A 13,625-nucleotide genomic window follows, 5' to 3' on the forward strand; every position below is an offset into this window, starting at 1 on the left:
TTAATGATGTGGTGTCTTTAAAGTTACTAAAAAGCAAACATATCTACAACTTTTTATAGGATTAAGAAAGAAGAAGAGGAAAACCATCGAAATAAAAAAGAGATTACCACCAAATTTGACGAAGAACCTTTTTCAAACTTTATTGTAGGGAAAATTAGAGGTAATAGTGGCTTGAGGAAAAGAATCTTTTAACCTTGCGTGAGAAGGAATTCTATTAAAAATATATATGTCTTTGCAAGACAGGTGACTGGCGTTAATTTATAAAAGCAGAGATTATGAGCAATAAAATTTATCCTATCGGCATTCAGAATTTCGAAAAGATTCGTAATGACGGTTATTTCTATATTGATAAAACTGCATTAATGTATCAAATGGTCAAGAGCGGAAGTTATTACTTCTTGAGTCGTCCGCGCCGTTTTGGAAAGAGTCTGCTCATTTTTTGCTTCCCTATTATGCAAATGTAAATAAGGTCGAGTCCCCGTTTGAAATTCAGAAGTTTGTCCGTGAAGTGGAGGCGGGTGATTATAACTCTTTCTTCCACCGCCTGCAAAGCTTCTTTGCAGACACTACTTACGAAGTGATTCGGGATCAGGAACTACATTACGAAAATGTTCTTTTTATCGTTTTTAAACTGCTAGGTTTCTACACCAAGGTAGAGTATCATACGAGTGAAGGGCGCATTGATCTTGTCTTGCAGACTGATAAATTTATTTATATAATGGAATTTAAACTGAATGGCACAGCAGAAGAGGCTTTGCAACAGATTAACGATAAGCATTATGCTTTACCTTTCGAGACGGATGAGCGAAAACTTTTTAAAATAGGAGTAAATTTTAGCGCAGAAACTCGTAATATCGAAAAGTGGATCGTGGAATCTTGAATGTATATAGAATTTCTGTTAGGTATAGGAAAATAGAACTTACATTTGAGTGCACTATATAATAATGTATAGGTGTTCCATATAAGGATGTGTCTATCTGAAAAAACATACTCTATGACATCGTTATCAATCAATGAGTTACAAAAAAAGTTTCAAGAAAGAGCCGAAAAATAGTCAGATATATTTGGATGTTATTGATAAGTTGTCTACTTTTGCACCCGCTTTGCTAGAGAGACAGAGCCTAATGGTTGACATTCTGCTACAAGATTAAGGCATCAGAAAATAAAAACAAAAAAACTTCGAAAAAGTTTGGAAGTTATCTGAAAAAGTCCTTATCTTTGCATCCGCTTTCGCAAAGAAAGCAGGCGCGGCGGAAGCCACGTTAGTTCTTTGAAATATTGATAAACAATACAAGTAGTACAAGTAAAAAAATAGAACCGTCAATACTTGTCCGAGAGAGTAGCGATACGATTGAAGATAATAGGTATTTGAATAAGGTCAATAAATTTACGGCATCCTGAACAGAGCAAAAAATCATCTTAACAGATGAAAAGATACTTTTACAATGAAGAGTTTGATCCTGGCTCAGGATGAACGCTAGCTACAGGCTTAACACATGCAAGTCGAGGGGCAGCATTTTAGTTTGCTTGCAAACTAAAGATGGCGACCGGCGCACGGGTGAGTAACACGTATCCAACCTGCCGATAACTCGGGGATAGCCTTTCGAAAGAAAGATTAATATCCGATGGTATATTAAAACCGCATGGTTTTACTATTAAAGAATTTCGGTTATCGATGGGGATGCGTTCCATTAGTTTGTTGGCGGGGTAACGGCCCACCAAGACTACGATGGATAGGGGTTCTGAGAGGAAGGTCCCCCACATTGGAACTGAGACACGGTCCAAACTCCTACGGGAGGCAGCAGTGAGGAATATTGGTCAATGGACGAGAGTCTGAACCAGCCAAGTAGCGTGAAGGATGACTGCCCTATGGGTTGTAAACTTCTTTTATATGGGAATAAAGTATTCCACGTGTGGGATTTTGTATGTACCATATGAATAAGGATCGGCTAACTCCGTGCCAGCAGCCGCGGTAATACGGAGGATCCGAGCGTTATCCGGATTTATTGGGTTTAAAGGGAGCGTAGGTGGATTGTTAAGTCAGTTGTGAAAGTTTGCGGCTCAACCGTAAAATTGCAGTTGAAACTGGCAGTCTTGAGTACAGTAGAGGTGGGCGGAATTCGTGGTGTAGCGGTGAAATGCTTAGATATCACGAAGAACTCCGATTGCGAAGGCAGCTCACTAGACTGCAACTGACACTGATGCTCGAAAGTGTGGGTATCAAACAGGATTAGATACCCTGGTAGTCCACACAGTAAACGATGAATACTCGCTGTTTGCGATATACAGTAAGCGGCCAAGCGAAAGCATTAAGTATTCCACCTGGGGAGTACGCCGGCAACGGTGAAACTCAAAGGAATTGACGGGGGCCCGCACAAGCGGAGGAACATGTGGTTTAATTCGATGATACGCGAGGAACCTTACCCGGGCTTAAATTGCAAATGAATAATCTGGAAACAGGTTAGCCGCAAGGCATTTGTGAAGGTGCTGCATGGTTGTCGTCAGCTCGTGCCGTGAGGTGTCGGCTTAAGTGCCATAACGAGCGCAACCCTTATCTTTAGTTACTAACAGGTTATGCTGAGGACTCTAGAGAGACTGCCGTCGTAAGATGTGAGGAAGGTGGGGATGACGTCAAATCAGCACGGCCCTTACGTCCGGGGCTACACACGTGTTACAATGGGGGGTACAGAAGGCAGCTACCTGGCGACAGGATGCTAATCCCAAAAACCTCTCTCAGTTCGGATCGAAGTCTGCAACCCGACTTCGTGAAGCTGGATTCGCTAGTAATCGCGCATCAGCCATGGCGCGGTGAATACGTTCCCGGGCCTTGTACACACCGCCCGTCAAGCCATGAAAGCCGGGGGTACCTGAAGTACGTAACCACAAGGAGCGTCCTAGGGTAAAACTGGTAATTGGGGCTAAGTCGTAACAAGGTAGCCGTACCGGAAGGTGCGGCTGGAACACCTCCTTTCTGGAGCGATGTCGTAAGACGATGCAATTGTACATGAATAATGTAAAACGCCCATCGTTAAAAATAGTGACTTTAAAGGTTCTGTTTTTTGTACTACTGGTATTTGTTTATTTATAATATATAGATCAACCATCTATAGAAGTATAGATAGAGATAAACAAGAGAAAAAAGAAGCCGAGTCTAACATCAGGTAGACAAGGTTGAACTAGTCCTATAGCTCAGTTGGTTAGAGCGCTACACTGATAATGTAGAGGTCGGCAGTTCAACTCTGCCTGGGACTACCAAGCTCAAGAACGAGGAACAGCGAAAGCTGAAAGCTAAAAGCTAAAAGCTAAAAAACGATATTCTTGAACAACCTCTTGGGGGATTAGCTCAGCTGGCTAGAGCATCTGCCTTGCACGCAGAGGGTCAACGGTTCGAATCCGTTATTCTCCACTCTCTCTGAAAAGAGAAACGATCTTTGACATGATGTACAAAAAGTAAAATTAAAAGTAAGAGCTAAAAGTATATATCAAACCGTACGTGTTCGAATATGCAATATTGACAGCCGGAAGCAATTCCATGGTCAATACCATTATGAGAATAAAACGTTTGAAAGAAAGTAAGCAAGGGCGCATGGCGGATGCCTTGGCTCTCGGAGGCGATGAAGGACGTGATAAGCTGCGATAAGCTTCGGGTAGGTGCAAATAACCTTTGATCCGAAGATTTCCGAATGGGACAACCCGTCATTCTGAAGGAATGACATCTTGCATAGCAAGAGGCTAACGCAGGGAACTGAAACATCTTAGTACCTGCAGGAAAAGAAAATAATAATGATTCCCCAAGTAGTGGCGAGCGAACGGGGATTAGCCCAAACCAATGTTGTTACGGCAATATTGGGGTTGTAGGACCACGATGTCGCAAGACCTTTAGTGAGAAGAATTCTTTGGAAAATGAAACCATAGACGGTGATAGTCCGGTATTCGAAGCTAAACGAAGCGTAGTGGTATCCTGAGTAGCGCGGGACACGAGGAATCTTGCGTGAATCTGCCGGGACCATCCGGTAAGGCTAAATACTCCCGAGAGACCGATAGCGAACCAGTACTGTGAAGGAAAGGTGAAAAGCACTTCGAATAGAAGAGTGAAATAGTCCCTGAAACCGTGCGCCTACAAGCGGTCGGAGCAGCGTAAGTTGTGACGGCGTGCCTTTTGCATAATGAACCTACGAGTTACTTTTTCCGGCAAGGTTAAGCATTTCAAAATGTGTAGCCGAAGCGAAAGCGAGTCTGAACAGGGCGATTAGTCGGAAGGAGTAGACGCGAAACCAAGTGATCTACCCTTGGTCAGGTTGAAGGTTAGGTAACACTAACTGGAGGACCGAACCGATAAGCGTTGAAAAGCTTCCGGATGAACTGAGGGTGGGGGTGAAAGGCTAATCAAACTTGGAGATAGCTCGTACTCCCCGAAATGCATTTAGGTGCAGCCTTGGGAATTACTACTGTGAGGTAGAGCGACTGATAAGATGCGAGGGCTTCACCGCCTATCAAGTCTTGATAAACTCCGAATGCGCAGTAGTTCGATCCCAGGAGTGAGGGCATGGGTGCTAAGGTCCATGTCCTAAAGGAGAAGAATCCGGACCATCAGCTAAGGTCCCGAAATAATTGCTAAGTTGAACTAACGAAGTCAGATTGCTAAGACAGCTAGGATGTTGGCTTGGAAGCAGCCATTCATTTAAAGAGTGCGTAACAGCTCACTAGTCGAGGAGTTTGGCGTGGATAATAATCGGGCATTAAGCAATTTACCGAAGCTATGGGATCAGTAATGATCGGTAGGGGAGCATTCCACTCTGCGTCGAAGGTGAAGCGTGAGCTTTGCTGGAGCGTGTGGAAAAGCAAATGTAGGTATAAGTAACGATAAAGGGGGTGAGAAACCCCCTCGCCGAAAGACTAAGGTTTCCTGATCAACGCTAATCGGATCAGGGTTAGTCGGGTCCTAAGGCTCAGCCGAACGGTGAGGCCGATGGCAGAACAGGTTAATATTCCTGTACTACCTTAAGGAGTGACGTGGAGACGGAGGCGTGATAGCGCCGCGGACTGACGGAATAGTCCGTTGAAGGGTGTAGATGTTGATCTTTGCAGGCAAATCCACAAAGAGAGTCGAACCTGATAGTATACCAAATTCTTCGGAATAAGGTAATAGTGCGTGTAAACATACTCCCAAGAAAATCCGCTAAACTTAATCTTTAAGGTACCCGTACCGCAAACGGACACACGTAGTCGGGTTGAATATACTAAGGCGCTTGAGTGATTCACGGTTAAGGAACTAGGCAAATTGACCCTGTAACTTCGGGATAAAGGGTCCCAACGAGAGTTGGGCGCAGAGAATAGGTCCAGGCAACTGTTTAACAAAAACACAGGGCTGTGCTAAATTGAAAGATTACGTATACAGCCTGACACCTGCCCGGTGCTGGAAGGTTAAGAGGAGATGTCATCGCAAGAGAAGCATTGAATTGAAGCCCCAGTAAACGGCGGCCGTAACTATAACGGTCCTAAGGTAGCGAAATTCCTTGTCGGGTAAGTTCCGACCTGCACGAATGGTGTAATGATCTGGACACTGTCTCAACCGTGAGCTCAGTGAAATTGTAGTATCGGTGAAGATGCCGATTACCCGCGATGGGACGAAAAGACCCCGTGAACCTTTACTATAGCTTAACATTGAATTTGGGTAATTGATGTGTAGGATAGGCCGGAGACTTCGAAGCAGGTACGCCAGTATTTGTGGAGTCGCTGTTGAAATACGGCCCTTTGATTATTTGAGTTCTAACTCGTAGATGCGAGGACACTGTTTGGTGGGTAGTTTGACTGGGGTGGTCGCCTCCAAAAGTGTAACGGAGGCTTCTAAAGGTGCCCTCAGGACGATTGGTAACCGTCCGTAGAGTGTAATGGCATAAGGGCGCTTGACTGGGAGACAGACAAGTCGATCAGGTAGGAAACTAGAGCATAGTGATCCGGTGTTTCCGCATGGAAGGGACATCGCTCAAAGGATAAAAGGTACTCCGGGGATAACAGGCTGATCCCTCCCAAGAGCTCATATCGACGGAGGGGTTTGGCACCTCGATGTCGGCTCGTCACATCCTGGGGCTGGAGAAGGTCCCAAGGGTTGGGCTGTTCGCCCATTAAAGTGGCACGCGAGCTGGGTTCAGAACGTCGTGAGACAGTTCGGTCTCTATCTATCGTGGGCGTATGAAATTTGCGTGGCTCTGACACTAGTACGAGAGGACCGTGTTGGACTGACCGCTGGTTTACCAGTTGTGCCGCCAGGTGCATCGCTGGGTATCTAAGTCGGGATTGGATAAGTGCTGAAAGCATCTAAGTACGAAGCCAGCCACAAGATTAGATTTCTTAGGGTCGTTAAAGACGATGACGTTGATAGGATGCAGGTGTAAAGGTGGTAACATCAAAGCCGAGCATTACTAATTGCCCGTTCACTTTCTTTCAAATATGTATCGGTTGGGTATATACGTTTAGCGGATTACTGATACAGAAACTGGAAACAGTAAACAGAAACATACTAGTAATGAACTTGAGATTTTACTTTTCATCATGTCATAACCTTATTCAGGTGGTTATAGCACGAGGGTTCCACCTCTTCCCATTCCGAACAGAGAAGTTAAGCCTCGTCACGCCGATGGTACTGCGTAACAGTGGGAGAGTAGGTAGCCGCCGTTTTAAAGAAGCCTCGCTTGTCTATTGACGGGCGAGGCTTTCTGTTTTTTATTACTTTGGTATTTATACCACCCTTTTTAGCAGATACAAACCTCATAATACCTATTAAAAAAGTGAATATTTACTGATAATTTGTATGTTATGAGGATATTTATTTGTATCTTTGTCGCCCGAATTGTAAGCTAACGATTTAAAAAAGAGAGAAGCTTTGGGAAAATTTGATAAATACAAAATTGACTTGAAAGGTATGCAAGCAGACTCTGCTAAGTATGAGTTTGTATTGGATAACCTTTACTTCGCTCACATTGATGGTCCTGAAGTTCAGAAAGGAAAGGTCAATGTTACATTGACTGTGAAAAGAACCTCTCGTGCTTTCGAGCTGAGTTTCCAAACTGACGGTATGGTATGGGTACCATGCGACCGTTGTCTGGATGATATGGAGCTACCTATCAGTTCTTCTGATAAACTGATGGTAAAGTTTGGTCATGAATATGCAGAAGAAGGTGACAACCTGATTGTGATTCCCGAGGAAGAAGGGGAAATCAACGTTGCATGGTTCATGTATGAATTTGTTGCGCTGTCTATTCCGATGAAGCATGTACATGCTCCCGGTAAGTGTAATAAAGCGGTAACTAGTAAATTGAACAAGCATTTGAAAACAAATGCGAATGAGGATAGCGATGATACTTTCGACACAGGTGGAGATGACATCGTAATTGAGGAAGAAGTGGAGGAACAAATTGATCCTCGCTGGAATGAATTAAAAAAAATATTAGATAATAATTAAAGTTTTAAGAAAATGGCACATCCTAAGAGAAGACAATCAAGTACGAGACAAGCGAAGAGAAGAACTCATGATAAGGCAGTAGCTCCTACATTGGCTATTTGTCCGAATTGCGGCGAATGGCACGTTTACCACACTGTATGTGGTGCTTGTGGCTATTACAGAGGTAAGCTCGCTATTGAGAAAGAAGCAGCTGTATAATTAGTACAGTTATACTGAAAACAGCCTGAGGGTAAAGCTCTCCGGCTGCTTTAAGTATTATAGTATTGCTAATTTAAAATAGGTTTGATGGAAAAAATAAATGCAGTAATCACAGGAGTCGGTGGGTACGTTCCCGATTATATCTTAACTAACGACGAGATATCAAAAATGGTGGATACCAACGACGAATGGATTATGACTCGTATCGGAGTAAAGGAGAGACATATTCTGAATGAGGAAGGATTAGGTAGTTCATACATGGCACGCAAAGCTGCCAAACAGTTGATGAAGAAAACTGGTGCTAATCCTGATGACATTGATTTGGTTGTTGTCGCTACCACTACTCCTGACTATCACTTCCCTTCTACAGCTTCTATTCTTTGTGATAAACTCGGACTGAAGAATGCATTTGCTTTCGATTTGCAAGCTGCTTGTAGCGGTTTCCTGTATTTAATGGAGACAGCTGCTAATTTCATCCGTTCGGGAAGATATAAGAAAATTATCATTGTCGGTGCCGATAAGATGTCGTCAATGGTTAACTATACAGATCGTGCTACATGCCCTATCTTTGGTGACGGTGCTGCTGCCTTTATGGTGGAACCGACTACGGAAGATTACGGAATCATGGATTCGATACTGAGAACTGATGGCAAAGGATTGCCTTTCCTCCACATGAAAGCTGGTGGTTCGGTTTGTCCTCCGTCTTATTTCACAGTAGACAATAAAATGCACTATTTGCACCAGGAAGGAAGAACAGTGTTTAAATATGCTGTATCCAACATGTCGGATGTATCTGCTGCTATTGCAGAAAAGAATGGTCTGACGAAAGATAATATCAACTGGATTGTTCCGCATCAGGCGAATGTCCGCATTATCGAAGCCGTGGCTCACCGTATGGAGGTGCCAATGGATAAAGTGTTGGTAAATATTGAGCATTACGGTAACACCAGTGCTGCTACTCTTCCTTTGTGTATCTGGGATTATGAAGATAAACTCAAGAAAGGTGATAATATCATTTTCACTGCATTCGGTGCCGGATTTACATGGGGCGCAGTTTACGTGAAATGGGGTTATGACGGAAAAAAGGAATCGTAACGTAAGTTACTGAACTATAACACTCAAAAACGCATCCTATTTCGATTCGATGCGTTTTTTTGTCTCAACCAATAAAATGAAGAGAAATGCATAAAGCAGGTTTTGTAAACATTGTAGGAAATCCGAATGTCGGAAAATCGACATTGATGAATGTCTTGGTGGGTGAACGTATTTCGATCGCTACTTTCAAGGCGCAGACAACTCGTCACCGGATTATGGGAATCTATAATACGGATGAAATGCAGATTGTTTTTTCTGATACTCCGGGAGTATTGAAGCCCAATTATAAACTACAGGAGTCGATGCTGAATTTTTCTACTTCGGCATTGACGGATGCGGATATCTTGCTTTATGTGACTGACGTGGTGGAGACGCCGGATAAGAATAATGAGTTTATGGAGAAGGTACGCCAGATGACGGTGCCTGTGCTCTTGCTCATCAATAAGATAGATCTTACAGATCAGGAAAAACTGGTAAAGCTGGTGGAAGATTGGAAAGAACTGCTTCCCCAAGCCGAAATTATTCCGATTTCTGCTACATCGAAGTTCAATGTGGACTATGTGATGAAGCGAATCAAAGAACTGTTGCCCGATTCTCCTCCTTATTTTGGAAAGGATCAGTGGACGGACAAGCCTGCCCGTTTCTTCGTGAATGAGATTATCCGGGAAAAGATTCTGCTCTACTACGACAAGGAGATTCCTTATTCGGTGGAAGTGGTCGTAGAGGAGTTTAAGGAAGAGCCGAAGAAGATTCATATTCGTGCGGTGATTAACGTGGAACGTGATTCGCAGAAAGGAATTATTATCGGTAAACAGGGCAAGGCGTTGAAGAAGGTAGCTACCGAGGCTCGCCGCGAACTGGAACGTTTCTTTGGAAAGACTATTTTCCTCGAAACGTATGTGAAAGTGGATAAGGATTGGCGTAGTTCGGATAAGGAGCTGCGTAATTTTGGTTATCAGTTAGATTAAGAGTATTCATGCGACTGTGATAGTCGTGAAAAAACAAGGTATTGAACTATGGGTAATTTAGTTGCAATTGTAGGACGCCCGAATGTGGGCAAGTCTACCTTATTTAACCGTCTGACGAAGACTCGTCAGGCTATTGTGAATGAAGAAGCGGGTACAACCCGCGACAGACAATATGGCAAGTCCGAGTGGCTGGGCCGTGAGTTCTCCGTGGTGGATACCGGCGGATGGGTGGTTAATTCGGATGATGTTTTTGAAGAGGAAATCCGTAAGCAGGTATTATTGGCAGTCGATGAAGCGGACGTTATTTTGTTCGTTGTGGATGTGATGAACGGAGTGACCGATCTGGATATGCAGGTAGCGGCTATTCTGCGCCGTGCTAATAGTCCGGTGATTATGGTTGCCAATAAAACGGACAATCATGATTTACAGTATAACGCTCCCGAGTTTTATAAACTGGGATTGGGCGATCCGTATTGTGTTTCTGCCATGACAGGAAGTGGTACGGGTGATTTGATGGATTTGATTGTCAGCAATTTCAAGAAGGAGTCTTCTGAAATCCTGGATGATGATATTCCTCGTTTTGCTGTGGTAGGACGCCCGAATGCAGGAAAATCTTCCATTGTAAACGCGTTTATTGGGGAAGAACGTAATATCGTGACAGAGATTGCAGGGACTACCCGTGACTCGATCTACACTCGTTACAATAAATTCGGATTTGATTTTTACCTGGTAGATACGGCAGGTATCCGTAAGAAAAACAAGGTAAATGAAGACTTGGAATATTATTCGGTGATTCGTTCGATTCGTGCCATCGAAGGTTCGGATGTTTGTATTCTGATGTTGGATGCAACGAGGGGTGTTGAGAGCCAGGACTTGAATATCTTTTCTCTGATTCAGAAGAACCAGAAAGGATTGGTAGTCGTGATTAATAAATGGGACTTGGTGGAAGATAAATCAGTGAAAGTGCAGAAGACATTTGAGGAAGCTGTCCGTTCACGTTTTGCTCCGTTTGTCGATTTCCCGATCATCTTTGCTTCTGCGTTGACTAAACAACGTATTCTGAAAGTGCTGGAAGAAGCACGTAATGTATATGAGAACCGGACGACAAAGATTCCGACAGCTCGTTTGAATGAAGAAATGCTCCCGCTGATCGAGGCTTATCCGCCTCCCTCAAATAAAGGTAAGTATATCAAGATTAAATACATCACACAGCTGCCGAATACGCAAGTACCTTCATTTGTCTATTTTGCCAACTTGCCGCAGTATGTGAAGGATCCGTACAAACGTTTCCTCGAAAATAAGATGCGTGAGAAATGGAATCTGACAGGTACTCCGGTTAATATTTATATTAGACAGAAGTAAAGTTCACCACAGATTAACACAGATTTCCACAGATATTTCATAAAGAATACGGGCTAATCAAATGATACAAAACTTGTAAATTGATTAGCCCGTTTTTTATTTTTAATCTGTGGAAATCTGTGTTAATCTGTGGTGAATCTATTTCTCCAACTGGAAATCTTTTCTGCGTAAAACGAAGCTGTTACTCAAGTATTTTTCACGCACAATCTGATTCTCCGATAATTCTTCCGGTGTTCCCTGGAAAAGAATCTTTCCTTCGAACAGCAGATAGGCGCGGTCGGTGATACTAAGTGTCTCCTGTACGTTGTGGTCGGTAATCAGGATTCCGATATTCTTGTCTTTCAGCTTCCAAACAATTTGCTGGATATCTTCTACAGCAATCGGGTCTACACCGGCAAAAGGTTCGTCAAGCATGATGAATTTGGGGTCGATGGCAAGACAACGGGCAATCTCCGTACGGCGGCGTTCACCTCCGGACAACTGGTTACCTTTGTTTTTGCGTACCTTTTGCAGACGGAATTCTGCTATCAGGCTTTCGAGTTTTTCCTTTTGATATTCTTTGGGCTTGTTAGTCATTTCCAGTACGGCGGCGATATTATCTTCCACACTCATCTGGCGGAAAACGGAAGCTTCCTGTGCAAGGTAGCCGATTCCCGTTTGCGCTCGTTTGTAAACCGGATATTTGGTAATCTCCAGGTCGTCGAGGAAAATACGTCCTTCATTCGGAGTAATCAGCCCTACGGTCATATAGAATGAAGTCGTCTTACCGGCACCGTTCGGTCCCAGCAAACCTACAATCTCACCTTGCTTCACATTGATGGAAACGTGGCTCACAACGGTTCGTTTACCGTACTTCTTAACCAGGTCTTCCGTGCGGAGCACCATCTTGCTTTCTTCCATATTCTAGTTATTTTGCGGCAAATGTAGTAAAAATAAGCTGAAATAATGTACATTTGCAGACAAATAGTGTGAGTTATGATAAAAGCATTGAGAACCGTCGGGAGATATTTCATGCTGATGGGACGGACTTTTTCCCGTCCTGAACGTATGCGTATGTTCTTCCGGCAATACCTTAACGAGTTGGAGCAACTAGGTGTGAACTCCATCGGCATCGTGCTGTTGATTTCGTTTTTCATCGGCGCGGTTATTACCATCCAGATTAAGTTGAATATCGAAAGTCCGTGGATGCCTCGCTGGACAGTGGGGTATGTGACACGTGAAATTATGTTGCTGGAATTTTCTTCCTCTATCATGTGTTTGATTCTTGCGGGAAAAGTAGGATCGAATATCGCTTCGGAATTAGGAACGATGCGGGTGACGCAGCAGATTGACGCGCTCGAAATTATGGGTATCAATTCGGCAAACTACCTGATTCTGCCTAAGATTACGGCGATGGTAACTGTGATTCCTATTTTAGTGACGTTCAGTATCTTTGCCGGAATTATCGGTGCCTTTTGCACCTGTTGGTTTGCCGGGGTGATGAATGCGGTCGATCTGGAATATGGATTGCAATATATGTTTGTGGAGTGGTTTATTTGGGCCGGTATCATCAAATCCCTCTTTTTTGCGTTTATTATTGCAAGTGTGTCTGCTTTCTTCGGATATACGGTAGATGGTGGATCGATTGCTGTGGGAAAGGCTTCTACGGATGCCGTAGTATCCAGCAGTGTATTGATTCTGTTTGCGGACTTGATATTAACTAAACTTTTGATGGGATGATTGAGATTAAAGGACTTTATAAATCATTTGATGACAAAACGGTATTGAGCGATATCAATGCTAGTTTTGAAAATGGAAAGACGAATTTGATTATCGGTCAGAGTGGCTCCGGTAAGACGGTATTGATGAAGTGTATTGTAGGATTGCTTACTCCGGAGAAGGGGGAAGTCTTATATGACGGACGCAACCTTGTCTTGATGGGGAAGAAGGAGAAAAAGATGCTTCGCAAGGAGATGGGGATGATTTTCCAGAGTGCGGCTCTGTTTGACTCGATGACGGTGTTGGACAATGTGATGTTTCCGTTGAATATGTTTAGCAATGATACTTTGCGTGAGCGCACCAAACGGGCGATGTTCTGCTTGGATCGTGTGAATCTGGGGGAGGCGAAAGATAAGTTTCCGGGAGAAATCAGTGGGGGGATGCAGAAGCGTGTGGCTATTGCACGTGCGATTGCCCTGAATCCGCAATATTTGTTTTGCGATGAACCGAACTCGGGGCTCGATCCGAAAACGTCATTGGTGATTGATGATCTGATCCATGATATTACGCAGGAATATAACATGACGACCATTATCAATACGCATGATATGAACTCTGTATTGGGAATTGGCGAGAAGGTGATTTATATTTATGAAGGACATAAAGAGTGGGAAGGGACAAAAGATGATATCTTTACCTCTACCAACGAACGACTGAATAACTTTATCTTTGCTTCAGACTTGCTCCGTAAGGTGAAGGACGTGGAAGTGCAAGGAATGGAAGGGTAATAAAAAAACTTCTGTCATCGGGATGACAGAAGTTTCTTTTTTTCTTAGCTATAT

At 43.5% G+C, this 13,625-nt stretch carries 9 protein-coding genes, 2 tRNA genes, 3 rRNA genes and 1 pseudogene; 14 read left to right on the top strand and 1 reads right to left on the bottom strand.

Going from position 1 to position 13,625, the window contains the following annotated elements; genetic code table 11:
* Nucleotides 1-275 precede the first annotated feature (275 nt).
* From INE92_RS23425 to der, 12 genes and pseudogenes are all read left to right on the top strand, one after another.
* A complete protein-coding gene (locus tag INE92_RS23425) occupies nt 276-464 on the top strand; it encodes an AAA family ATPase (RefSeq protein ID WP_015533084.1) in 189 nt (62 codons plus the stop codon).
* Nucleotides 437-880 (top strand): annotated as a pseudogene (locus INE92_RS23430) (PD-(D/E)XK nuclease domain-containing protein); the annotation flags it as partial. The gene INE92_RS23425 and the pseudogene INE92_RS23430, both read left to right, overlap by 28 nt.
* A gap of 562 nt (nt 881-1,442) precedes the next feature.
* A 16S ribosomal RNA gene (locus INE92_RS23435) occupies nt 1,443-2,971 on the top strand.
* A gap of 207 nt (nt 2,972-3,178) precedes the next feature.
* Nucleotides 3,179-3,255 (top strand) — tRNA-Ile (locus INE92_RS23440).
* Between the two features lie 77 nt (nt 3,256-3,332).
* Nucleotides 3,333-3,406, top strand: a tRNA-Ala gene (locus tag INE92_RS23445).
* 160 nt (nt 3,407-3,566) lie between these two features.
* Nucleotides 3,567-6,446 (top strand): 23S ribosomal RNA (locus INE92_RS23450).
* 121 nt (nt 6,447-6,567) lie between these two features.
* A 5S ribosomal RNA gene (rrf, locus tag INE92_RS23455) occupies nt 6,568-6,678 on the top strand.
* The 16S, 23S and 5S rRNA genes sit together here with 2 tRNA genes alongside, the layout of an rRNA operon.
* Before the next feature lie 205 nt (nt 6,679-6,883).
* Complete coding sequence (locus INE92_RS23460) at nt 6,884-7,462, top strand: YceD family protein (protein WP_004313594.1); 579 nt, start codon at nt 6,884-6,886, stop codon at nt 7,460-7,462.
* Between the two features lie 12 nt (nt 7,463-7,474).
* On the top strand, nt 7,475-7,660 hold the full coding sequence (gene rpmF / locus INE92_RS23465) for a 50S ribosomal protein L32 (RefSeq protein WP_004296852.1): 186 nt from the start codon (nt 7,475-7,477) through the stop codon (nt 7,658-7,660).
* Between the two features lie 87 nt (nt 7,661-7,747).
* Nucleotides 7,748-8,755, top strand: coding sequence for a beta-ketoacyl-ACP synthase III (locus INE92_RS23470; RefSeq protein WP_004308623.1), 1,008 nt, complete (start codon nt 7,748-7,750; stop codon nt 8,753-8,755).
* A gap of 86 nt (nt 8,756-8,841) precedes the next feature.
* On the top strand, nt 8,842-9,723 hold the full coding sequence (gene era / locus INE92_RS23475; protein WP_004308624.1) for a GTPase Era: 882 nt from the start codon (nt 8,842-8,844) through the stop codon (nt 9,721-9,723).
* A 48-nt stretch (nt 9,724-9,771) separates the two neighbouring features.
* The gene (gene der / locus INE92_RS23480; protein ID WP_004308625.1) at nt 9,772-11,085 is read left to right on the top strand and encodes a ribosome biogenesis GTPase Der; all 1,314 of its coding nucleotides are present in this window, start codon (nt 9,772-9,774) and stop codon (nt 11,083-11,085) included.
* A gap of 138 nt (nt 11,086-11,223) precedes the next feature.
* Here the strand turns inward: der and lptB are convergent, their stop codons facing one another.
* Entirely contained in the window at nt 11,224-11,985 is a 762-nt protein-coding gene (gene lptB, locus INE92_RS23485) for an LPS export ABC transporter ATP-binding protein (RefSeq protein ID WP_004308626.1), read from the bottom strand.
* A gap of 75 nt (nt 11,986-12,060) precedes the next feature.
* Here lptB and INE92_RS23490 point away from each other — a divergent pair, with 75 nt between their 5' ends.
* Both INE92_RS23490 and INE92_RS23495 read left to right on the top strand, forming a co-directional pair.
* Nucleotides 12,061-12,804 (top strand): MlaE family ABC transporter permease, encoded by a 744-nt coding sequence (locus INE92_RS23490; protein WP_004308627.1) that lies wholly within the window; start codon nt 12,061-12,063, stop codon nt 12,802-12,804.
* Nucleotides 12,801-13,571, top strand: a complete 771-nt coding sequence (locus INE92_RS23495) for an ABC transporter ATP-binding protein (protein WP_004308628.1) — start codon at nt 12,801-12,803, stop codon at nt 13,569-13,571. The genes INE92_RS23490 and INE92_RS23495 overlap by 4 nt, the downstream gene beginning before the upstream one ends.
* Nucleotides 13,572-13,625 lie beyond the last annotated feature (54 nt).

The organism is Bacteroides xylanisolvens (assembly GCF_018289135.1).
In the GTDB taxonomy this organism is placed as follows: Bacteria; Bacteroidota; Bacteroidia; order Bacteroidales; family Bacteroidaceae; genus Bacteroides; species Bacteroides xylanisolvens.